The sequence below is a fragment of the Facivitalis istanbulensis genome, from assembly GCF_040560405.1.
In the GTDB taxonomy this organism is placed as follows: domain Bacteria; phylum Pseudomonadota; class Alphaproteobacteria; order Sphingomonadales; family Sphingomonadaceae; genus Sphingomonas; species Sphingomonas istanbulensis.
Window position 1 is genome coordinate 34,430 of record NZ_JAVSCQ010000017.1, and the last position, 21,956, is coordinate 56,385.

At 67.1% G+C, this 21,956-nt stretch carries 17 protein-coding genes; 7 read left to right on the forward strand and 10 right to left on the reverse strand.

Features of this window, described 5'->3' with window-relative positions:
- Positions 1-210: 210 nt before the first annotated feature.
- Positions 211-2,310: a RelA/SpoT family protein gene (locus tag RN629_RS11350; RefSeq protein ID WP_407035307.1), complete on the reverse strand. Its 2,100-nt coding sequence runs from the start codon at positions 2,308-2,310 to the stop codon at positions 211-213.
- Positions 2,311-2,391: 81 nt separating this feature from the next.
- The gene (locus tag RN629_RS11355) at positions 2,392-4,803 is read right to left on the reverse strand and encodes a ligase-associated DNA damage response DEXH box helicase (RefSeq protein ID WP_407035308.1); all 2,412 of its coding nucleotides are present in this window, start codon (positions 4,801-4,803) and stop codon (positions 2,392-2,394) included.
- 19 nt (positions 4,804-4,822) lie between these two features.
- Between RN629_RS11355 and RN629_RS11360 the strand changes: the two genes are divergently transcribed.
- Entirely contained in the window at positions 4,823-5,821 is a 999-nt protein-coding gene (locus tag RN629_RS11360; RefSeq protein ID WP_407035309.1) for a ligase-associated DNA damage response exonuclease, read from the forward strand.
- Positions 5,822-5,853: 32 nt separating this feature from the next.
- Here RN629_RS11360 and mdoH read toward each other — a convergent pair whose 3' ends face one another.
- Together mdoH and RN629_RS11370 are read right to left on the reverse strand one after the other, a co-directional pair.
- Entirely contained in the window at positions 5,854-7,662 is a 1,809-nt protein-coding gene (gene mdoH, locus RN629_RS11365; protein ID WP_407035310.1) for a glucans biosynthesis glucosyltransferase MdoH, read from the reverse strand.
- A complete protein-coding gene (locus RN629_RS11370) occupies positions 7,659-9,218 on the reverse strand; it encodes a glucan biosynthesis protein (protein ID WP_407035311.1) in 1,560 nt (519 codons plus the stop codon). The genes mdoH and RN629_RS11370 overlap by 4 nt, the downstream gene beginning before the upstream one ends.
- Before the next feature lie 185 nt (positions 9,219-9,403).
- On the opposite strand from RN629_RS11370, the gene RN629_RS11375 reads away from it, so the two are divergent.
- Positions 9,404-12,349 carry a TonB-dependent receptor domain-containing protein gene (locus RN629_RS11375; RefSeq protein ID WP_407035312.1) on the forward strand — a complete coding sequence of 982 codons (2,946 nt, stop codon included), beginning with the start codon at positions 9,404-9,406 and terminating at the stop codon, positions 12,347-12,349.
- A gap of 79 nt (positions 12,350-12,428) precedes the next feature.
- Here the strand turns inward: RN629_RS11375 and RN629_RS11380 are convergent, their stop codons facing one another.
- Positions 12,429-12,914 (reverse strand): TlpA family protein disulfide reductase, encoded by a 486-nt coding sequence (locus RN629_RS11380; RefSeq protein WP_407035313.1) that lies wholly within the window; start codon positions 12,912-12,914, stop codon positions 12,429-12,431.
- Between the two features lie 136 nt (positions 12,915-13,050).
- On the opposite strand from RN629_RS11380, the gene argH reads away from it, so the two are divergent.
- The 5 genes from argH to RN629_RS11405 all read left to right on the forward strand — a co-directional run bounded on the left by argH (position 13,051) and on the right by RN629_RS11405 (position 17,733).
- Positions 13,051-14,418 carry an argininosuccinate lyase gene (gene argH / locus RN629_RS11385; RefSeq protein WP_407035340.1) on the forward strand — a complete coding sequence of 456 codons (1,368 nt, stop codon included), beginning with the start codon at positions 13,051-13,053 and terminating at the stop codon, positions 14,416-14,418.
- Positions 14,415-14,651, forward strand: a complete 237-nt coding sequence (locus RN629_RS11390; RefSeq protein WP_407035314.1) for a hypothetical protein — start codon at positions 14,415-14,417, stop codon at positions 14,649-14,651. The genes argH and RN629_RS11390 overlap by 4 nt, the downstream gene beginning before the upstream one ends.
- Positions 14,651-15,913 carry a diaminopimelate decarboxylase gene (lysA, locus tag RN629_RS11395; RefSeq protein ID WP_407035315.1) on the forward strand — a complete coding sequence of 421 codons (1,263 nt, stop codon included), beginning with the start codon at positions 14,651-14,653 and terminating at the stop codon, positions 15,911-15,913. Before RN629_RS11390 ends, lysA begins: the two co-directional genes overlap by 1 nt.
- A gap of 96 nt (positions 15,914-16,009) precedes the next feature.
- On the forward strand, positions 16,010-16,783 hold the full coding sequence (locus RN629_RS11400) for a precorrin-2 dehydrogenase/sirohydrochlorin ferrochelatase family protein (protein WP_407035316.1): 774 nt from the start codon (positions 16,010-16,012) through the stop codon (positions 16,781-16,783).
- Positions 16,780-17,733 carry a zinc transporter ZntB gene (locus tag RN629_RS11405; protein WP_407035317.1) on the forward strand — a complete coding sequence of 318 codons (954 nt, stop codon included), beginning with the start codon at positions 16,780-16,782 and terminating at the stop codon, positions 17,731-17,733. The genes RN629_RS11400 and RN629_RS11405 overlap by 4 nt, the downstream gene beginning before the upstream one ends.
- A gap of 23 nt (positions 17,734-17,756) precedes the next feature.
- On the opposite strand, the gene RN629_RS11410 is transcribed toward RN629_RS11405, so the two are convergent.
- From RN629_RS11410 to fliQ, 5 genes are all read right to left on the reverse strand, one after another.
- Positions 17,757-18,170 carry a flagellar export chaperone FliS gene (locus tag RN629_RS11410; RefSeq protein WP_407035318.1) on the reverse strand — a complete coding sequence of 138 codons (414 nt, stop codon included), beginning with the start codon at positions 18,168-18,170 and terminating at the stop codon, positions 17,757-17,759.
- Position 18,171: 1 nt separating this feature from the next.
- Complete coding sequence (fliD, locus tag RN629_RS11415; protein WP_407035319.1) at positions 18,172-19,671, reverse strand: flagellar filament capping protein FliD; 1,500 nt, start codon at positions 19,669-19,671, stop codon at positions 18,172-18,174.
- Between the two features lie 94 nt (positions 19,672-19,765).
- Complete coding sequence (gene flhB, locus RN629_RS11420) at positions 19,766-20,893, reverse strand: flagellar biosynthesis protein FlhB (RefSeq protein ID WP_407035320.1); 1,128 nt, start codon at positions 20,891-20,893, stop codon at positions 19,766-19,768.
- Entirely contained in the window at positions 20,893-21,666 is a 774-nt protein-coding gene (gene fliR, locus RN629_RS11425; RefSeq protein ID WP_407035321.1) for a flagellar biosynthetic protein FliR, read from the reverse strand. Before fliR ends, flhB begins: the two co-directional genes overlap by 1 nt.
- Position 21,667: 1 nt before the next feature.
- A complete protein-coding gene (gene fliQ, locus RN629_RS11430) occupies positions 21,668-21,937 on the reverse strand; it encodes a flagellar biosynthesis protein FliQ (RefSeq protein ID WP_407035322.1) in 270 nt (89 codons plus the stop codon).
- Positions 21,938-21,956 lie beyond the last annotated feature (19 nt).

The window sequence follows — 21,956 nt, forward strand, 5'->3', positions numbered from 1 at the left end:
CGCGGGCGTGGGTTCCAGTCTTTTGTTACGGAGCCGTCATTCGCGTGTCAGATTTCGGGGCGCAGTGGCTCCCCATACATAAGTGGCACCCTGGCGAAGGCCGGGCCCTAGTTGCCATGTGGTTCGTGGCGTGCGAGGGGATGGCCTCCGCATCTCGATAGTCCATCGCATCTGGACCCCGGCCTCCGCCGGGGTGGTTCGGGAAGGGGGTTAAACCCGCTCCACCGAACTCACCACATCGGCGGCGCGCAGCGCGGCGATCAGGCGCATCAGATGCTGCACATCATGCACCTCGACATCGATCAGATTGGTGTGGAAGCGCGTGTCGCGCGTATCCAGCCGGACGTTGATGATGTTGGCCTTGTGCTGGCCGATGATCGTCGCCAGCACGCCCAGCGCGCCGGGTTCGTTCTTGACCATGACCGAGATGCGCGCGGTCGCGCCCTCGCTGTCGTCGCCCCAGGAAACGTCGACCCAGTCGGTTTCCTCTTCCGAGCGGTCGGCGAGATCGGTCAGGACGGGGCACTGGATCGCATGGACTTCGATCCCCGCATCGGGGCGGCGCAGGCCCACGATGCGGTCGCCCGGTACCGGGTGGCAGCATTGCGCAAGGTCATAGGCGACCCCCGGCGTCAGCCCCTTGATCGAGATGGCGCTCGACTGCGGCGGCAGGGCGGCGACATCCGCGCCGGCCGAGCCGGGCATCAGCGCCTCCATCACGGCGGCGTCCGACACGGTGCGGCGCGCGATCGCGATCATCAGATGCGCCTCGTCGGGCATCTTCAACCGCTGGAGCGCATGGGTCAGCGCGTCGGCGCCGATCTGCGCGGGCAGGCGGCGGACGATATCCTCGTACAGCTTGGTGCCCAGCGTCACCTGCTCGGCGCGCTCGGCATGGCGCAGGTGGCGGCGGATCGCGGCCAGCGCCTTGCCGGTGATCGCCAGGTTCAGCCAGTTGGCCTGCGGCGTCTGGCCCGCCGAGCGCAATATCTGCACCTGGTCGCCATTGGAGATGACGGTCGACAGCGGCACGACCCGGCCGTTCAGCTTGGCCCCCACCGCCTGGTCGCCCAGATCGGTATGGACGGCATAGGCGAAGTCGATCGGCGTCGCGCCCTTGGGCAACTGGATCAGCTCGCCCTTTGGCGTGAAGGCGAAGATGCGATCCTGGTACATCGCCATCTTCGTATGCTCGATCAGTTCCTCGGGGCTGCCCGCCGTATCGAGGATTTCGACCAGATCGCGAATCCAGCTCACCTGCGCATCGTGGCGCGTCGCCTGTTTATAGGTCCAGTGCGCGGCCAGGCCGAAATCCGCCTCGGCATGCATTTCCGGCGTACGGATCTGGATCTCGATACGCGCATTGTCGGCATGGATGACGCTGGTGTGCAGCGAGCGATAGCCGTTGCGCTTGGGGGTCGAGATATAATCCTTGAACCGCCCCGGCACCATCGGCCAGCGGCGATGGATCAGACCCAGCGCGCGGTAGCAATCCTCCTCGGTCGGCACGATCGCGCGGAACGCCATGACGTCGGACAGCTGCTCGAAGCTGATATGCCGCTCATTCATCTTGCGGAAGATCGAGAAGGCGGATTTCTCGCGTCCCGTCACCTCCGCATCGATGCCACCGCGCGCCATCAGCAGCTTCAGCCCGGAGGCGATCTTGGCGATCCGGTCGCCGCCGCCTTCCTTCATCTGCGCCAGCCGCAGCGAGATCGACTCATACGCCTCGGGTTCGAGTTGCTGGAAGGCGAGCATCTGCATCTCCTTCATGAACTCGTACATGCCGATCCGCTCGGCGAGCGGGGCATAGATGTCCATCGTCTCCTTCGCGATGCGGCGGCGCTTCTCCGGCTTCGCGATGTGATGGAGCGTGCGCATATTGTGCAGCCGGTCGGCCAGCTTCACCAGCAGGACGCGGATATCGTCCGACATGGCGAGCAGGAACTTGCGCAGATTCTCGGCGGCGCGCTCGCTTTCGGTCTGCGCCTCGATCTTGGACAGCTTGGTGACGCCGTCGACCAGCCGTGCGACATTGGCGCCGAACAGCCGCTCGATCTCCTCGGGCGTGGCGACGGTATCCTCGATCGTGTCGTGCAGGATCGCGGTCGCGATCGTCTCGTCATCCAGGTGCAGGTCGGTCAGGATGCCGGCAACCTCGATCGGATGGCTGAAATAGGGATCGCCCGAAGCACGCTTCTGGCTGCCATGCGCCTTCATCGAGAAGACATAGGCGCGGTTCAACAGCGCCTCATCGGCCTGGGGGTCATAGTCGAGCACACGGTCGACGAGTTCATACTGGCGGAGCACGGGATCAGGTTTGCGGAAGGGGGAGGGGCATTGCAACATTTTTGATACGATCAGCGTGATCGATTTGCAGGGGACGGGGGCTCAGGTCTCCATCGCCTCCGCCGCCAGCGCCTCCGCCTCGATCAGCAGGGCGTCGTCCGCGCTCCCGGTCGCGACCCGCTCGCGTCCGATCAGGACCAGCACCGGGACGGCGAGCGGGCTGACCCGGTCCAGCTCGACATGCAGCATCGTGCCCGCCGCCCGGCCGAGCAGATTGGCCAGCCGCCCGACATCGGTCATCCGCGCGCGCGCATCGTCCCACGCGGCTTGCAGCAGCAGGTGGCCGGGCTCGTATTTGCGCAGCACGTCGTAGATCAGGTCGGTCGAGAAGGTCACCTGCCGCCCGGTCTTGCGCTTGCCGGGATGCTGGCGCTCGACCAGCCCGCCGATCACCGCCACTTCGCGGAACGCGCGCTTCAACAGGTGCGATTGCTGCACCCAGTCGACGAACTCGTTTTCGAGGATGTCGGGGGACAACAGGCTGGCCGGGTCGGCGATCGGCTCCAGCCCGTAACAGGCGAGCGCATAATCGCTGGCGACGAAGCCGAGCGGCTTGAGCCCCTGCGCCTCCATCCGCCGGGTGATGAGCATCCCCAGCGACTGGTGCGCGTTCCACCCCTCGAAGCTGTAGGCGACCATGTAATGCCGCCCCTCGCGCGGGAAGGTCTCGACCAGCAACTGGCCGGGGCGGGGCAGGACCGAGCGGCGGTCCTGCATCTCCAGCCAGTCATGCACGTCCGGGGGAAAGCGATCCCATTCGCGGCGGTCGGCGAGGAAGGCGCGCACCCGTTCGGCGAGGCTGGTCGACAGCGGCATTCGCGCGCCGCCATAGGTTGGGATGCGCGCGGGGCGAGACGTGGCGCGGACGATCAGGTCCTCGCCGTCGATCGATTCCACCTCCAGGCTCAACCCGGCGAAGAAGAAGGTGTCGCCGGGGGCCAGCGTCGCGGCGAAGCCCTCTTCCACCCGGCCGAGCTGGCGGCCGTTGCGGAAGCGGACCTTGAGCATCGTCGCCTCGACGATGATCCCGGCGTTGAGGCGGTGCTGGGCAACGAATTGCGGATGGGTGACGCGCCACAGCCCGCCGGGCTGCTGGACCAGTCGCTTGAACTTGTCATAGGCGCGCAACGCATAGCCGCCGTCCGCGATGAAGCGCAGCACCCGGTCGAAGGTCGCATCGTCCAGCGCCGAATAGGGCATGGCCGAGCGAATTTCATCGAGCAACGCGCCCTGTTCGAACGGCGCGGCACAGGCGCAGGCCATGACATGCTGCGCCAGCACGTCGAGCGCGCCTTGCCGGAACAGGTCGGGGTCGAGCTCGCCCGCCTCCACCGCGTCGAGCGCGGCGCGCGCCTCCAGATACTCGAAGCGGTTGCCGGGGACGAGGATCGCGCGGCTCGATTCATCCAGCCGGTGATTGGCGCGCCCGATCCGTTGCAGGAGGCGCGACGAACCCTTGGGCGCGCCCATCTGGATCACGCAATCGACATCGCCCCAGTCGACGCCCAGATCGAGGCTGGCGGTCGCGACCAGCGCGCGGAGCTGGCCCGCCGCCATCGCGCCCTCCACCTTCTGGCGCGCCTCCAGCGACAGCGAGCCGTGATGGACGCCGATCGGCAGGCCCTTGTCGTTTGCCTTCCACAAATCCTGAAAGATCAGTTCGGCCAGACTGCGGGTATTGCAGAAGACGATGGTGGTCCGGTTCGCCTCGATCACCCGCATCACCTGGGCGGCGGCATAGCGGCCCGAATGGCCCGCCCAGGGCACGCGATCCTCGGGCAGCAGGATGGCAATGTCGGGCGGCGCGCCCGGCTCGCCCATCACCAGTCCCACCGCGTCGATGTCGCCGTCGGGCGCGAGCCAGGCGCGATAGCCATCCGGGTCCGCCACCGTCGCCGACAGTGCGACTCGGCGCAGATCGGGCGACAGCCGCTGTAACCGCGCCATGCACAGCGACAGCAGATCGCCGCGCTTGCCGGTGGCGAAGGCATGGACCTCATCGACCACGATGGTCTTCAGCCCCGCGAACATCGTTTCGGCATCCGGGTAGCTGAGCAGCAGCGACAGCGATTCAGGCGTGGTCAGCAGGATTTGCGGCGGCTTGACCCGTTGTCGCGCCTTCTTGTCCGAGGAGGTGTCGCCGGTCCGCGTCTCGACCCGGATGTCGAGCCCCATCTCCTCGATCGGGGTCACGAGGTTGCGACGGATGTCGACCGCCAGCGCCTTGAGCGGCGAGACGTAGAGGGTGTGCAGCCCTTCGGCCGGCGCTTCGATCAACTCGGTCAGCGTCGGCAGGAACCCCGCCAGCGTCTTGCCCGCGCCCGTCGTCGCGACCAGCAAGGCGTGCCGCCCGGCGCGGGCTTCGTCCAGCATCGCCAGCTGGTGGGTGCGCGGTTGCCAGCCCTTGGCGGCGAACCAGTCGGTCAGGGGGGAGGCAAGGGAACCGGGGGGCATGCTGAAGGATATAGGAAGCATGGCCAAGCTCGGCGACTGGATACAGCCCCATAAACACGGGATTTACGTGGCCCCCGCCGATGCCTGGGTCGATCCGTCCGAACGCGAACCCAAGGCGCTGGTAACGCATGGCCATGCCGACCATGCGCGTGGCGGCCACGGCACCGTCTGGGCGACGCCCGAAACGCTGGCGATCATGGCGGCGCGCTATGGTCCGCAAAACGGCGTGGGCGTCGGCTATGGCGAGACGATCCGGCTGGGCGCGGTGGAGGTCAGCTTCGTCCCCGCCGGGCATGTGCTGGGATCGGCGCAGGTCGTGCTCGATTACCGGGGGGAACGGGTGGTGGTGTCGGGCGATTACAAGCGGCGCGCCGACCCGACCTGTACGCCCTTCGAACCGGTGAAGTGCGACGTCTTCGTCACCGAGGCGACCTTCGCGCTGCCCGTCTTTCGCCATCCCGAGACGGGGGACGAGATCGACAAGCTGATCGCGCGGCTCCACGCCAATCCGACGCGGTGCGTGCTGGTCGGCGCCTATGCGCTGGGCAAGGCGCAGCGGGTGATCGCCGAACTGCGCGCCCGGGGGCATGAGGCCCCCATCTACCTCCACGGCGCGCTGGCGCGGCTATGCGCGCTCTATCAGGACCTGGGCGTCGATCTGGGCGAGCTGCGGATGGTCGCGGACACCCCCAAGGCCGAGATGGCGGGGCATGTCATATTGTGCCCGCCGGGGGCGCTCAACGATCGCTGGTCGCGGCGGCTGCCCGATCCGATCACCGCGATGGCCAGCGGCTGGATGCGGGTGCGCCAGCGCGCGCGGCAGAAGAATGTCGAACTGCCGCTGATCCTGTCCGACCATGCCGATTGGGACGAACTGACCCGCACCCTGACCGAGATCGCCCCGCGCGAGGTGTGGGTGACGCATGGGCGCGAGGAGGCGCTGGTCCATTGGTGCGAGACGCGGCAGATGAAGGCGCGGGCCTTGGCGCTGGTGGGGTTCGAGGATGAGGATGACTGAGCCGTGCCGCCCCGTTCCCGTGCTGCCCGGCTCTATGCGATGGCCAGGGGGCGGGCGGGTTCCGCCACCGCCGATCCCGGCACGGTGAACACGCCCTTCCGGGCCAGTCGCTCGCCGGGCCGAACCTTGGCCGTCTCCATCGCCAGCCACGGCGCGAGCAGCAGCCCCAGCGTCACCGGCGACAGCCACGCCCCCAGCATCGGATCGAGGACCGACACGCCGAGCAGGATCACGCCGACACCCAGATGCCAGTAATAGCGCGGCATCGTGTCCGCCGCCGCCAGCCCGTCGCGCACCCGGCTCTGGGGGTTCCAGCCCGACGGCTTGCCGCGCAGGATGTTGACGATGTCGATCGACTGGGTCAGCGCGATCACGGGCGCGGTCAGGATCGACAGCGGCACGTCGAGCGCGACCGAGGATAATATGCCCCGAACGCCGCCATAGCTGGCCCGCCGATCCCGGTCGGCCATCGCCCAGATGATGCTCAGGACCTTTGGCCCGAACAACAGGATCAGCGTCACGACCAGCACCCGGACCGATGTCACGGCGCGCACCGTCGCCGGACCGTCCGACAGCCCCTGCATGATCGCGGTGGCGATCAGGATCAGCCAGGCGGGCGACATCAGATAGGACAGCGCGCCGAGGAATAGCTGCAACCGGCTGATCCAGTGAAAGCCGCTCGATCCCAGCAGCTTGAGATGCTGGGTATTGCCCTGCGCCCAGCGCCGGTCGCGCACCGCCTGGTCGATCAGGGTGGGCGGGAACTCCTCAAAACTGTCCTCGACCATCAGCATGTGGAGTCGCCAGCCGCGACGGCGCAGCAACGCCGCCTCGACCATGTCGTGGCTCATGATCGTGCCGCCGAACGGTGGTCGTCCGGGCAGGTCGGGCAGGCCGCAGCTCTCGGCAAAGGCGCGGATGCGGATCAGCGCGTTATGCCCCCAGAAGGTCGATTCCGATCCCGACCACCAGACCAGCCCGGCGGTGGAGATCGGCCCGTAGAAGCGGCTGGCGAACTGCATCCACCGCTGGAAGAAGGTCGTCGCGCCGATGATCATCGGCACGGTTTGCAGGAGCGCGATCGAGGGGCGCTGCTCCATGATCTGCGCCATGCCGACCATCGTGTCGCCGCCCATCAGGCTGTCGGCATCGAGCATCAGCATGAAGTCATAGGCCGCGCCGTGATTGCGCACCCAATCGGCGACGTTGCCGGGCTTGCGGCCGATATTCCGGGTCCGGCGACGATAATGGAGGGGCACGGCCAGATGTGGCGCGAGCCGAGCCCAGGCGGCGCGCTCCTCGGCCTCGGCGGCCTCGCCCGAATCCGACAGGACGAAGATCGCGAACCGATCGGCCGCGCCCGCCCGGTCGAGCATCGTCGCCATGCGGGCGATCCGGTCGAACACCGCATCCACGTCCTCGTTATGCACCGGCACGAGCACGGCGGTCCGCGCGCTCGGCGGCACGGACCCGCGCGGCGCGGCGATGATGCCGGGATGCGCGCGCGAGATCAGCAGGATGAAGCCGATTGCCGCGGTCACGAAGCCGAACGCGATCCAGGCGAAGAGGGGGAAGAAGAGCAGCAGCAACAGCCCGTCGAGCAGGCTGAACCCGTCGCTGAGCAACGCTTCCTTGACCGAGGCGGCGGCGGCGGTGGCCAGCAATCCGGTCAGCAGGACCAGCAGCAGACGGCGCGTCAGGATGTCGTCGGGAGACAGATTGATGCCGGGGCGCGGCTCTGGCGCGGTCTGCGGCGGCGGCGGGCCGTCGAACCGCTGGACCGGCATGTCGAGCGGCGCGGGCGGCGGCATCATGGCGGGCAGGGCGGGCTGGTTGGTCATGGCAGGAACAGGGGAACCAGCACCGTTTCGGTCAGCGCCCCGGCCCCGCGCCGCAGGAACAGGCGGGCATCGGCCGGACCCTGGCCCTCCGGCGCGATGTCGGCGGTGACGCGCCAGCGATTCCGCTGGCCGACGACCGGATAGGCCGCCTGGGTCAGCAGCCTGCCGCGCGTCACGCCGATCTCGGCGGTGACGCCGCTCTGCCGGTCGAGCCCGGCCAGCACCGGCCCGACGAAATCGACGACCAACTTGCGTGCGCCGCGTGTTGCCTCGGCTCCAGGCCGTCCGGCGGTGCCGGTCCAGCAATCGACCGCATGGGCGATCGCGGGGACCACGGTCGGATCGGTCGAACCCCAGCTCAGGCGATAGTCGAACTGGCGTTTCTGCCCCGCTCTGGGCGCGTCGGCGGGGTTCCAGAAGGCGACGATGTTGTCGACGGTTTCCGACGCGGTGGGGAAGGCGTAGAGCATCACCTGCCCACGGCCCCAGTCGCCCTGTGGCTGGACCCACAGGTTCGCGCGACGGTCGTAAAAGGCGCCGTCATCCTGATAATGATCGAAGTCGCGGTCGCGCTGGAGCAGGCCGAAGCCGCGCGGATTGGTGTCGGCGAAGCTGTCGAGCGTGGCGCGCGGTGGGTTGACCAGCGGCCGCCACAGCCGCTCGCCCGTGCCGGTGAGCAGGGCGAGCCCGTCCGAATCGTGAATCTCGGGTCGCCAGTCGCTGCCTGCCGCACGATTGCCCTCGCCATACCAGAACATGCTGGTCGCGGGCGCGATGCCCAGTCGTTCGACATCGCGGCGGAAGAACAGGATCGCGGAGACGCGTTGCTCGACCCCCGCCGTGCCCCGGGTCGAATCGATGCGATACGCGCCGGTGACGCTCGGTCCGTCGAGCAGCGCATAGACGCGATAGCCATCCGTTCCCGTCCGTTCGATCCAGAAATCGGTGAAGGCGGGGAATTCCTCGCGCCCGTCGATACCGGTGTCGATCGCAATGCCGCGCGCCGACAGGCCATATTGGTCCTGCGCGCCCGCCGTGCGGAAATAGGACGCGCCCTGAAAGGCCAGCCAGTCGCTTCGGCCGTCCGCTGTCATCGCACGAAAGCCGGCAATGCCCAGCGGGGGAGCATGGCCCGCCACGGCCGTGAAGAGCGACCGCGCGAAGGGCACGGTCCGCGCCTGGCCGCCCTCGACGATATGGATGCCGACCGGATGCGGGGCGTAGCGGCCCAGCGGGAACAGGCGGATCCCCCCGGCCAGCGTTTGGTCGTCGCGATAGCGGATCGTCCCGACCGCGTCATAATCGATCGCGGCGGCGGCCTCGACGATGGGCTGGGGGCGATAGGGCTGGCGTGCGAGCGCCTCGGCCCGGGACTGGACCAGCGCCCAGGAAAAGGGACTGGCGGTGTCGGGCGATCCCGCCGGCCCGCCCGATGTCCCGCCCGTCGTGCGGGCGGTCAGCCGGGTCGCGGTCAGCGGCGACAGTCCCAGAACGGCAAAGGCGGCGACCAGCTCGCGGCGATTGGCCTGCATCATCGGCTCGACATCTCCCTGCATCGATTTCCAGCATCGACATGGCCCCGTGTGGCTGGCGGGACGGGGACGATGTTGCAACGCAACGTGCGATGATCGGTTGCCCTGGCGCCACCAAATGTCCTTATTAAAAATACCGTATAATATATTTGACACCCAATATGTTTTGGGTCACGTTTCTCCCAATTAATTCAAGAGGGGGAAGGCTGGTGAACAGAAATTACAAAGCGATGGCCTGTTCGGCGGGCGCGATTGCGATCGCGCTGCTTTCGGTGTCGCAGGCGAACGCCCAATCGGTCGCAGGGCCGGACGCGGCCCGTATTTCAGGAGACGATCAGAATACGCCCCGCGAAGGCGAGGCGATCGTGGTCACCGGCACCCGGCTCCAGCGCCCCAATTTCACCAGCAACAGCCCGATGACCGTCGTCGATTCGGCCGAGATCCGCTATCAGGGCGCGGTCCAGGTCGAAAACGTCCTGAACCGTCTGCCGCAGGTGACGCCCGATTCGAACGAGAACGGCTCCAACGGATCGGACGGCACGGCGCGCGTCAATCTGCGCAACCTGGGCAGCAACCGCAACCTGGTCCTCATCAACGGCCAGCGCATGTTGCCGGTGCAGGCCAACGACCTGAACTTCATTCCCGCCGCACTGGTCAAGCGGGTCGATGTCGTGACTGGCGGCGCGTCGGCCGTCTATGGCTCGGACGCGATTTCGGGCGTCGTGAACTTCGTCCTGCGCGACGATCTGCAGGGCGTGCGCACCGACATCCAATATGGCTTTTCCCAGCACCAGAACGACAATGCGTTCGCGCGGAACGTACAGCGCCAGGCCAATTACCGGCTGGCCAATCGCAATGTGCTGGACGGCCAGAAGCTGGACGTGAACGTCGCCTTTGGCACCAACCTGCCCGACGGGCGCGGCAATGTGACCGCCTATTTCGGCTATCGCGATACCCAGCCGGTCCTGCAGGGCCATCGCGACGTGTCGTCCTGCGCCTTCGATCCGGCGGGAACCGGCAATTCGACGCTGACCTGCGGCGGCTCGAGCAACAACCAATATGGCCTGTTCGATCCCATCACCGGGCCGAGCGCGGATTCCGGCGCGTTCAACAACACGCGCGATGGCAACCGGAGCTGGGTGCCCTATGATTCGAGCTTCCGGTACAATTACGCGCCGCTGAATTATTTCCAGCGCAACGACACCCGCTACACGGCGGGGGCCTTTGCCCGGTACGAGATTTCGTCGTCGGTCGAAGCCTATGGCAGCGTCATGTTCATGGACGACCACACCAATTCGCAGGTGGCGCCATCGGCCCTGTTCCAAGGCTATACCTATTCGATCAACTGCGACAATCCGTTCCTGAGCGCGCAGCAGGGCAACATCCTGTGCGGTTCCGCCTATGGCACCAGCGCGACGCAGCAGGCCTATATCGGGTATCGCCCGGTGGCGGGGAATGCCCGGCCGCGGCGGGACGACCTGCGCCACACCGATTATCGTTTCTCGGGCGGCATCCGGGGCCAGATCGCGGAGGGCATCCGCTATGATGCGAACGCGCTGTTCTCGACCGTGCTCTACAACGAGACCTATGAGAACGACATCGACCCGTCGCGCGCCAATCGCGGCATCCAGGTCGTCAACGTCAACGGCACCCCGACCTGCAAGTCGGTGGTCGACGGCAGCGATCCGCAGTGCGCGCCGCTCGACATCTTCCGCTACAATGGCATTTCGGACGCGGCGTTCAGCTATATCTACGCGCCGACCTCGACCCGCGGGGTGGACCGGGAAACGGTGCTGAGCGGCAATATCAGCGCGGATCTTGGCACCTATGGCGTCAAGTCGCCCTGGTCGGAGGACGGCATCGGCGTCGTCCTGGGCATCGAGCATCGCTATGAGAGCCTGGAGTTCAAGGCGGACGCCCTGGCGTTGCAAAAGGGGACGAAGGAAACGCAGGGCCGGTTCGACGTGAACGAAGTGTTCGCCGAGATCGAAGTGCCGATCATCCAGAACCGGCCCTTCTTCAAGGACCTGTCGCTCAACGCGGGTTATCGCGGATCGGACTACAGCAACCTGTCCAAGATCGTGTCGACCTACAAGGCGGAACTGTCCTGGGCGCCGAGCCGCGACATCCGCTTGCGCGGCAGCTATAACCGGGCGATCCGCGCCGCCAATGTGTCGGAGCTGTTCGGTCCGCAATATAACGGCAATATCAGCGCGCAGGACCCTTGCGCGACGGCGACGCCGTCCGCGACCTTTGCCCAGTGCGCGCGCACCGGCGTGACCCAGGCGCAATATGGCCGCATCACCGCCTGTCCGGCGGAAACCTGCACCGCGCAATTTGGCGGCAACCCGGCGCTGAAGCCCGAAACGGCCGATACCTTCACCGCCGGCGTCGTCCTGACACCGTCGTTCCTGAAGCGGCTGTCGCTGTCGATCGACTATTACGACATCAAGGTGCGCGACTATATCGGATCGATCGCGGTCAGCCAGACGATCAGCCAGTGCATCCAGACGGGCAATCCGTTCTTCTGCAACCTGTTCAAGCGCGATCCGCGCGGCGGCATCATCTTTGGCGACCAGGGCTATGTCGTCTCGACGACGCAGAATACCGGGTCGTTGCGGACATCGGGCGTCGACTTCAACCTCGGCTATCTCCAGCCACTGGGCGCGGTGGGGTCGCTGGCGGTCGATTTCCAGGGCACCTGGAATCGCAAGCTGGTGAACGAGCCGGTGCCGGGGCTGGGCTCCTATGACTGTGTCGGCTATTTCGGTCCGACCTGTGGCCAGCCGACGCCCGAGTGGCGGCACCAATCGCGCTTCACCTGGACCGATGCGGCCAAGGTCGCGACGATCTCGTTCAACTGGCGCTATATCGGGGGGACGAACCTGACCAACAATGCGTCCGACCCGAATCTGGCGGGAACGCCGTCCAGCTTCAACAGCCGGATCAAGGCCTATAGCTATTTCGACCTGGCCGGCACCGCCAAGGTGCAGGACGGCATCACCTTCCGCGCGGGCGTGAACAACCTGCTCGACAAGGATCCGCCGATCATCGCGCAGGGGCTGCTCGCCTCGTTCGGCAATGGCAACACCTATCCGGGCATGTACGATGCGTTGGGCCGTACCGTGTTCATCGGCCTGACCGCCGAATTCTGATCGGGGTTCCAGGGGGCGGCGTGGTGCCGCTCCCGATTCCGGTGCCCCGTTCGGCGCGAAGCTCAGGCGCCGGCGGCGATCACTTCGCTTCGGCCAGCAACTGGTCCGCCGGCGCGCCGGCCCAGTCGAACCCGCCGGTCATGCGCCAGATTTCCCTGCCATCCGCCCCGTACAGGATCGTGGTCGGCAGATTGGCCTGGTAATGGACGCTCAACGACAGCCTGGGGTCGAGATAGATGGGCAGCGCGTCGAGCCTCTTGCCCGCCAGGAATGGCTTCACCTTCGCCGCGTCGTCCTGCGCCACGGCGATCACCGCGATTCTGCCCTTGGACCGTGCGGCCTGCGCGGCGAGCGTCGGCATCTCGGCGATGCAGGGGCCGCACCAGGTCGCCCATAAATTGACCAGCACCGGCTTGCCCCGGAAATCGGCCAGGCTCGCGGGCTTGCCGTCCAGCGTGGTGAAGCGCAGCGTCGGTGCCGCCTCGCCCTTATGGCTGCGGTCGACCTTTCCGGCGGGGTTGGGGGCGTCGGGCGCGGGGGCGTCCCGAACTTCGCCAGCGGTCACCTCACCGCTCGAAACTTGGCCTGCACTGGTGTTGGCGGCTTGCTCCGGCGCGGGGCTTTGCTTATCGCACCCGGCAACCACAAGCCCCAGGAGACAGGCGATCACGGTACGCGACGACATGGGCGGCTCCAACGCAATGTGGGGCGGGCGCTTCGCAGAAGGTCCCGCCGCGGTGATGCGCGAGATAAACGCCTCCATCCCCTTCGACAAGCGACTGTGGAAACAGGATATCGCCGGGTCGAAAGCGCATGTCGCGATGCTGGGCCAGCAGGGGATCGTCTCGCCCGGGGACGCCGCGACGATTTCCGCCGGGCTCGACCAGGTCGCACAGGATTATGCCGCCCATGGCGTGGCCGAGGACCTGACCCTCGAAGACATCCATATGCAGACCGAGGCGAAGCTGGCCGCCTTGATCGGCCCGGTCGCGGGGCGGCTGCACACCGCGCGGTCGCGCAACGACCAGGTCGCGACCGATTTTCGCCTGTGGGTGCGCGATGCGATCGATGAGACGCTGGCGGCGCTGGGGGCTTTGCGGGAAGCGCTGCTGACCCGTGCCGAGGATCATGCCGACAGCGTGATGCCCGGCTTCACCCATCTCCAGTCGGCGCAGCCGGTGACGCTGGGCCATCACCTGATGGCCTATCACGAGATGATCGTGCGCGACGCCAGCCGCTTCGCCGATGCGCGCGCGCGGATGAACCAGTGCCCGCTGGGGTCGGCGGCGCTGGCGGGGACGGGCTTCCCGGTCGATCGCCACATGACCGCGGCGGCGCTGGGTTTCGACGCGCCGACGCGCAACTCGCTGGATGCGGTCAGCGACCGGGACTTCGCGATCGACTATCTGCAGGCGGCGACCAACTGTTCGCTGCACCTGTCGCGGCTGGCGGAGGAGTTCGTGCTCTGGGCGTCGCAGCCCTTCGGCTTCGTCGCGCTGTCCGACCAATGGTCGACCGGCAGCTCGATCATGCCGCAGAAGCGCAACCCCGACGCCGCCGAGCTGGTGCGCGGTCATGCCGGGCGGATCATGGGCTGCATGACCAGCCTGATGGTCACGATGAAGGGCCTGCCGCTTGCCTATTCCAAGGACATGCAGGACGACAAGCCGCCGGTGTTCGAGGCGCACGACCTGCTCGCGCTGTCGATCGCGGCGATGACCGGCATGGTCCAGAGCGCGACCTTCCGCGCGGACCGGATGCGGCAGGTGGCGGAGGCGGGCTTTTCGACCGCGACCGATCTGGCCGACTGGCTGGTGCGCGTCGGCGGCATCCCCTTCCGCGAGGCGCATCATATCACCGGGCGCGCGGTCAAGCTGGCCGAGGAGAAGGGCGTGATGCTGCACGAATTGTCGATCGACGAGCTGACCGCGATCGATGCGCGGATCAATGACGGCATCTATGACGTGCTGTCGGTCGATGCCTCGGTGGCCAGCCGGGTCAGCTTCGGCGGCACCGCGCCGGCCAATGTCCGCGCCGCGATCGCCGCCGCACGGGGGCTGCCGGCATGAAGCCCGCGCTCGCCCTGCTGGTGACGCTCGGCCTGACGGGATGCGGTGCGGCCAACCGCCTGCAACCCGCCAAGGGCGATTCGCTGCCCGTCGCGCCGCGTGGCGCGATCGCGACTCCGACGCCGCAGCAACTGCTGACGGCCACCCCGCAACAACGCCCGCAACGCTCCGACGAACTGCTTCGCCAGTCCGAGGAACGCCGTTCGGACGATTTCGATCTGCCGCCCCGCTGATGGACCATTTTCATTTCCAGAACGGCGAACTCCATGCGGAGGACGTCCCCGTGGCCCGGATCGCCGCCGATGTCGGCACGCCGGTCTATATCTATTCCGCCTCCACCTTCCGCCGCCACGCGCAGGTGTTTCGCGAGGGGCTGAACGCGGTGCCGCGCGTCCATCTGGCCTATGCGATCAAGGCGAACCCCAATCTGGCGGTGCTGCGCGTGCTGGCGGATGAAGGCTATGGTGCCGACGTCGTCTCGGTCGGCGAGATGCGCCGCGCGCTGGCGGCGGGGATGAAGGCGGAGGACATCGTGTTCTCGGGCGTCGGCAAGACCCGCGCCGAGCTGGTCGCCGCGCTGGAGGCCGGGATCGGCCAGTTCAACCTGGAGCTGGAGGAAGAAGGCGCGGTCCTGGCCGAGCTGGCGCACGCGCGCGGGCTGGTCGCCCCCGCCACGTTGCGGGTGAACCCGGACGTCGATGCGGGCACCCACGCCAAGATCTCGACGGGGCGCAAGGAGAACAAGTTCGGCGTGCCGATCGACCAGGCGCTGGGCATGTTCGACCGTCTGGCGGGCCTGCCCGGCATCGACCTGAAGGGCGTCGCCTGCCATATCGGCAGCCAGCTTGGCGATCTCGCCCCGCTCGAGGCGGCTTATGCGCGCATCGGCGAGCTGGTCGCCGAGCTGCGCGGCGCGGGGCATCGCATCACCCGTGTCGACCTGGGCGGTGGGCTGGGCGTGCCCTACAAGCCCGGCGACGTCATGCCCGCGCCCGCCGCTTATGGCGAGATGGTGGCGCGCGTGACGCGGGACTGGGATGTCGAACTGATGTTCGAGCCGGGCCGGGTCATCGCGGGCAATGCGGGCGTGCTGGCCACGCAAGTCGTCTGGGTGAAGCCCGGCGTCGCCAACCCCTATGTCATCGTCGATGCCGCGATGAACGACCTTGCGCGGCCCGCCCTGTACGACGCCTATCACGAATTCGTCGCGGTGAAGCCGACCGGCGCGACGATGATGGCCAATATCGCCGGGCCGGTGTGCGAGACGGGCGACACCTTCGCGATGAACCGCGAGATCGATGTGGTGCAGTCGGGCGACCTCGCGGTGTTCCGCACCGCGGGGGCCTATGGTGCGACCATGGCGTCGACCTATAACAGCCGCCCGCTGGTGCCCGAGGTGATGGTCGAGGGCGATCATTATGCCGTCGTCGCGGATCGCATCGCGGCCGAGACGATCATCGCGGCCGAGCGTGTGCCGGAGTGGCTGAAGAAGTGAACCATGGGCGGATCTGATGCGTGATCCGTCCGGTCTGGCGACGTCATCCGGGTGCAGTACTCGCTTTAATGAGGGCTGGGGCCGGGGGCAGGCCGGGTGAGCCTCGCGAGCCTCCCGCTCTTCGTCCGGCTGGCCGGTCGCCCGGTGATCCTGCTCGGCGAGGGCGATATCGCCGAGGCCAAGCGGCGCTTGCTCGAACGCGCGGGCGCGCAGATCGTGGACGAAGCGCAGGCCGCGTCGCTCGCGATCGTTGCGATCGAGGATGAGGGCGAGGCACAGGCTGCGATCGCGCGGCTGAAGGCACGGGCGATCCTGGTCAATGCGGTCGATCGCCCGGCGGCCTGCGATTTCACCCTGCCCGCCATTGTCGAGCGCGGGCCGGTCATCGTGGCGATCGGCACCGGCGGGGTGTCGGCCGGGCTGGCAGCGGCGCTGCGCCAGCGGCTTGAGGCCGTGTTGCCCGCGACATTGGGCGCGCTGGCGCAAGGGCTCCATGCCGCGCGGCCGGCCCTGCGGGCGCGGTTTCCCGATGGCGCGGAGCGGCGGCGCGCCATCGGCGCGGCGCTGTCGCCGGGTGGACGGCTGGATCCCTTGGGACCGGATCATGATGTCGCGGGCTGGCTGGCCGGGGTTGATCGACCGGCGGCGCGGTTCGAGTCGTTCGTGCTGACGTCGCGCGACCCGGACGATCTGACGCTGCGCCAGGCGCGCGCGCTGGCCGCCGCCGATCGCGTCTATCACCGTGTCGATGTGCCGGATGCGATCCTCGACCGGGCGCGCGCCGATGCGGTGCGTATCCCGACCGATGCCGCGCTCGCGACCCCGCCGGAGGGACAGGTGGTCGACCTTGCGATGAAGGCTTCTGCATGATCGGCTTCGCCTATCGCATCGATGACGGCAGGGCCGAGGCGATTGGCGTGCGCGCGGCGATCGACACTCGGGCGCGGCTGGTCTGGGTACATCTGGAAACCAATGATGCGGCGGCGCAGGACTGGCTGCGCGATGCCGCGCACCTGCCCGATTACGTCGTCGACGCGCTGACCGCGACCGAGACGCGCCCGCGGTGCGAGGCGGTGGGGGAGGGCGCGTTCCTCAATCTGCGCGGGCGCAGCAGCGAGCGGCTCGAAAGCTCGGACATGCTCGCCTCGGTGCGCATCTGGGCGTTGAAAGGGCGCGTCTATTCGGTCACGCGCCGCCCGCTGGTGGCGGTGGATATGGTGCGCGAAGGCGTCGAGCATGGCGAGACGCGCGATCCCGGCGATCTCATCACCGCGTTCGCCACCGCGATCACCAATGACCTGGACCCCGATGTCGCCGGGCTGGGCGACGAACTCGACAGTTGCGAGGAGCAGCTGGACGAACACCGGGTGTTCCAGTTGCGCCGGATGGTCAGCCATGTGCGCGTCGCCGCCATCGGGTATCGCCGCTTCCTCAGCCCGCAGCGTGCCGCGCTGGAAAAGCTGGCGGCGCTACCCGGCGACTGGCTGGCCGATGACGACCGGCTGCACCTGTCCGCCGCCGCCGACCGGGCGGCGCGCATGGCCGAGGAACTGGAATCGATCCGCGAACGCTCGGCGCTGATCCACGAGACGTTGAGCGACATGCGCGCGGAGCAGATCGACAATCGCGCACTCATCATCTCGATCGTGGCGATGGTGTTCCTGCCGCTGACCTTCATCACCGGGCTATATGGAATGAACGTCAAGATCCTGCCCTATGCCGACCAGCCCTGGGCGTTCGACGCGATCCTGGGCGTCTGTACGGCGATCTCGGTCGCGATCATCCTTTATTTCACGCGGCGCCACTGGTTCCAGCGCTGACCGGCGCCCCCGTCACAGGGCCATCAGCTGCGCGCGCCGTTGGCCTTGCGCACGATTTCCCAGGCTTCGGCGATCTCGGCGATGCTGGCGGCGACCGACCGGAAGATCTGCGGGTCTTGGCCCAGCGAGGCGTCGACCACCTGCTTGCGCGCGCCCGCATAGAGTTTGGCGAAGGTGATCGACATCTCGCCGCCATTCTCGAAGTCGAGCCCAGCCTCCAGCGCGAAGAGGATCGCGGTCGCGCGCGTCACGCGCTCGCTCTTCCGGATCAGATGGCCGTGTTCGGTCGCCCAGGCGGCCGAACGCAGCGCCGCGATCAGTTCCTCGTAAAGCAACTGCACCAGCGCCGGGCCATCGGCCATGGCGGTACGGCCGACCACGTCGATCTGGCGGTAAACGGCGGCGGGATCGGTCAGAAGAGCGGAAGCATAGCTCATATCAATTGCTCTTCGTCCACATCTTGACCTGTTGGTCCATGAAGCTTTGTACCGACTTATAGGCGCTGACCCGGCTGTTCATCGCCGCGAAGCGTTGCGTCATCGCATCACTGGCGGTTTGGCGCGTGTCGCTCAGCTTGCTCTGCGCATCGGAATTGTCCGATTGTTGCTTGGACAGATTATTGTAAGACGCAGTCAGGCCATAGACGCTGCTGGTGGCGGACATCTGCACCGAGTTCATCTGCGCCGACAGGCCCATCACATTGTCGCCGCTGGCCTGGAACATCTTTTCGACGATGTCGGGATATTGCGCCAGCGCCTTGGACAGGCGCACCGAGTCGACGCTCAGCGTCCCGTCCTTCTCGGTCTTCACGCCAAGATCGGCGAGAGTCTTGGGTCCGGCGGTCGAACTGTCCCCGGGGACCAGCTTCGTCGTGGTCAGGGTGCGCATCTTCTGGGCCAGCGCGCGCGCGGCGGGATCGCTGCGCAGATCGCCGTTGATCGGGTCGATCGCCTTGTTCAGGGCGTTCATATTGTCGTTGAAGGTCGACACGAAATTGGTCACGACCGTGCTGAGCGCCGAGCTCGGAGAGGTGCCGGTCAGTGCGATCGGCTTGCTGGTCACCGCCGACAGGGTCATCGACACGTTGGGGATCAGATCGGTGATCGTGTTCGATGCGCGCTCCACCGTCACGCCGTCCATCGTGATGCTGGCATTGGCGGCGGTTGAGTTGGTGGTCGTGCCGCTGGCGTTGTTGCCGACGTTCAGGCGCGACAGCCCGGCCGTATCGCCTTCCGTGGCGGTGATGGTGAAGCTGTTATCCTTGCCCGTCGCGCCGGTGAACGACAGATAGGCGTTGCCGCCGGAATCGGTGATCACCGACGCCTTGACGCCGGTATTGGCCGCATTGATCTTCGCGGCCAGCGCCGATGGCGTCGAATCCGAGCTGTCGATGGTGATCGAGACCGCGTCGTTGGAGCCGACCTTGATCGACAGGCTACCGGTGCCCAGCGAAGCGGTGGAGGAAAAGGAGGATTTGGTCGAGGAGACCTGCGCGGTGGCCAGCGCGTTGATGCTGATCGACTTGGACATGCCCGCCAGCTTTGCGCCAGCCGCGGTGGTGACGCTCAGGCTGCTGGGGTCCGAGCTGGTCGCCTGGGTCGCGAGCGTTCCCCCTTGCGCCAGCGAGGCGAGCGCGGAGGCGAAGTCGGTGATCGAACTCCTGATCGACGAAATGTCGGAGATCTGCGCGCTCAGCGTGTCCGCCTTCGCCTTCAGCGCGGCGGTCTTCGCCGCGAACTGCGCCTCGATCAGCGACGGCACCAGCGTGGACAGATCGACGCCCGACCCCGTTTGAAGCGAGGTGAACAGCGCCTGCGCCGCCGTCTTGGTGGCGTTGGCGGTCGCGCTGGTGCTGGTGGAACTCGTCGACTTCGACGTGGTCGACGTCGCCGTGGTTGATGACGTTGTCGATGATGTGGTCGAGGAAACGGTGGTCATCGACGATTCTCCGGTGCGCGCCTGCCGACTCTAACGGCCGGACGCCGCGGAGCTTTAGGGCGATGCGACGAACCGACTTGGCGCTGGCGGACCGTCATGGCTGGGCGACGCCGTTTTCGTCGAAGCGTGCGGTCGTCGGCACCTCGACCGGCGGCTGCGCCGTGCCGCCCGCGCCCGCATTGATCCCGAAGACGAAGGCCAGCACCACCGCGATCGCCTGATACAGATCGGCGCGGACCTCCTGTCCCTCCTGGCTGGTATAATAGACGGCGCGCGCGAGCTGCGGATATTCGAGCACGGGGGTGGCGAATTCGGCCGCCATCTCGCGGATCGCCAGCGCCGTCGCCCCGCGCCCCTTGGCCACGACCACCGGCACTTCGTCGCGTCCGCGATCATAGCGCAGCGCGACCGCGAAATGGGTCGGGTTGGTCAGGATGACATGCGCGTCCTGCACCGCCGCGCGTACCGCCCGGCGCGACATTTCGCGCTGTTTACCGCGGATATGCGCCTTGGCCTCCGGATTGCCTTCGCTTTCCTTATGCTCGTCCTTGACCTCCTGCTTGGTCATCTTGAGCTTGGAGAAGAGCTGGAAGATCTGGAGCGGCACGTCGACGCCGGCGATCACCACCAGCCCCATGCCCATCACCAGCAGCACGGTGATGAAGGTGCCGCCCAGCGCGCCGATCGCGCCGTTCAGGTCCGACTGGGCCAGACCCATGGTGGCATGGGACGATTTCCACAGCATATACGCGCCGATCGCGCCGAGCAGCACGACCTTGAGCAGCGACTTGCCCAGTTCGGTCCAGCCCTGCATGCCGAAGATGCGCTTCAGGCCAGAGGCGGGGTTGAGCTTGTTGGGCTTGGGCGCGATCGCCTTGGGATTGAAGTGCAGCGAGCCCAGCCCCGCCTGCGACGCGATGGTGGCGACGATCGTCACCGCGAACAGCGAGGCGAGCGAGGGCATCAGCTTCCATCCCGCCTCCATCAGCGGGCGGAACGGTTCGAAATCCTCGACATCGGCGCGGCCGAACTGGAAACTGGCCGTCATCACCGCCTTGCACGCGCCGAGCAGCATGGGGCCGGCGAACATCAGCCAGGCGATACCCGCCATCATCACCAGCGCCGCCGCCAAATCGCGGCTGCGCAGGACCTGCCCGTCGTCGCGCGCCTTTTGGCGGCGCTTCTGGGTTGGGGCTTCTGTCTTCTCGCCGCCCTCCGACATCAGCCGATCACCAGGTTTTCGGTGGCGGCCAGCGCCTCGCGGATGATGACGAGCATATAGTCGCCCATGGCGGGGAAGGCGATGGCGATGGCGATGACGCCCACGCCGAGCGCGGCGGGCAGGCCCACCGAGAAGAGGTTGAGCGAGGGCGCGGCGCGGCTCATCATGCCGACCACCAGGTTGAGGCAGAGCAGCAGGAAGCCGACCGGCAGCGCCAGCAACAGCCCGGCCAGGAACGCATAGCCGCCGAACAGGGCGATGCCGCGAAACTGCGCCGGGGTCATCCAGGCCTGGCCGGGGGGCAGCGCCTCGTAGCTTTTGACGATCATCTCGACGAGGACGAGGTGCCCGTCGACCGACAGGAACAACAGGGTCAGCATGATGGTGAAGAACTGGCCCAGCGCCTGGGTCGACCGGCCGTTGAGCGGATCGATGGTGGCGGCGAAGTTGATTCCCATCGATCCGCCGATCAACTCGCTGGCGACCAGCGGCGCGGTAAAGGCGACCTGGAGGATCAGGCCCAGCGCGAGTCCGACCGAGGCCTCCGCCGCGACCGCCATGATGGTGGGCATCGCAAAGATGACCGGCGGCGGCGTGACCGGATGGACGGCGTTCACCAGGAAGGCGATCGCGCCCGCCAGGCTGATCCGCACGGGCAGCGGGATCGACACCGCGCCGAACACCGGCGCGGTGATGAACGCGGCGCCGATCCGGATCATGATGAACAGGATCGCCCAGACCTGCGGCTCGATCGAGAGGCCGAAGCCGAGCATGCTATTTGACGAGATCCGGGATGCGTTCGAACATGCTGACCGCGAAGTCGCTCAGCAGGCCCATGATGAGGCTGCCGAAGATCAGGATCGACACGGCGACGACGATCAGCTTGGGCACGAAGGACAGCGTCTGTTCGTTGATCGAGGTCGCGGCCTGGATCATGCCGATGACCAGGCCCGACACCAGCACCGGCAACAGGATCGGCGCAGCGGCGAGCGCCAGCACCCACATGGTCTGGTTGGCCAGCGTCAGGAAATATTGGGCGTCCATGAGGCGTGATGTCCGGTGC

Bases quoted from the DNA above. Each gene is read 5' to 3' on its own strand.
- RN629_RS11355 (WP_407035308.1), bottom strand. From the start codon at position 4,803: ATGCCCCCCGGTTCCCTTGCCTCCCCCCTGACCGACTGGTTCGCCGCC.
- RN629_RS11360 (WP_407035309.1), top strand. From the start codon at position 4,823: ATGGCCAAGCTCGGCGACTGGATACAGCCCCATAAACACGGGATTTAC.
- mdoH (WP_407035310.1), bottom strand. From the start codon at position 7,662: ATGACCAACCAGCCCGCCCTGCCCGCCATGATGCCGCCGCCCGCGCCG.
- RN629_RS11370 (WP_407035311.1), bottom strand. From the start codon at position 9,218: ATGCAGGGAGATGTCGAGCCGATGATGCAGGCCAATCGCCGCGAGCTG.
- argH (WP_407035340.1), top strand. From the start codon at position 13,051: ATGTGGGGCGGGCGCTTCGCAGAAGGTCCCGCCGCGGTGATGCGCGAG.
- RN629_RS11390 (WP_407035314.1), top strand. From the start codon at position 14,415: ATGAAGCCCGCGCTCGCCCTGCTGGTGACGCTCGGCCTGACGGGATGC.
- lysA (WP_407035315.1), top strand. From the start codon at position 14,651: ATGGACCATTTTCATTTCCAGAACGGCGAACTCCATGCGGAGGACGTC.
- RN629_RS11405 (WP_407035317.1), top strand. From the start codon at position 16,780: ATGATCGGCTTCGCCTATCGCATCGATGACGGCAGGGCCGAGGCGATT.
- RN629_RS11410 (WP_407035318.1), bottom strand. From the start codon at position 18,170: ATGAGCTATGCTTCCGCTCTTCTGACCGATCCCGCCGCCGTTTACCGC.
- fliD (WP_407035319.1), bottom strand. From the start codon at position 19,671: ATGACCACCGTTTCCTCGACCACATCATCGACAACGTCATCAACCACG.
- flhB (WP_407035320.1), bottom strand. From the start codon at position 20,893: ATGTCGGAGGGCGGCGAGAAGACAGAAGCCCCAACCCAGAAGCGCCGC.
- fliR (WP_407035321.1), bottom strand. From the start codon at position 21,666: ATGCTCGGCTTCGGCCTCTCGATCGAGCCGCAGGTCTGGGCGATCCTG.
- fliQ (WP_407035322.1), bottom strand. From the start codon at position 21,937: ATGGACGCCCAATATTTCCTGACGCTGGCCAACCAGACCATGTGGGTG.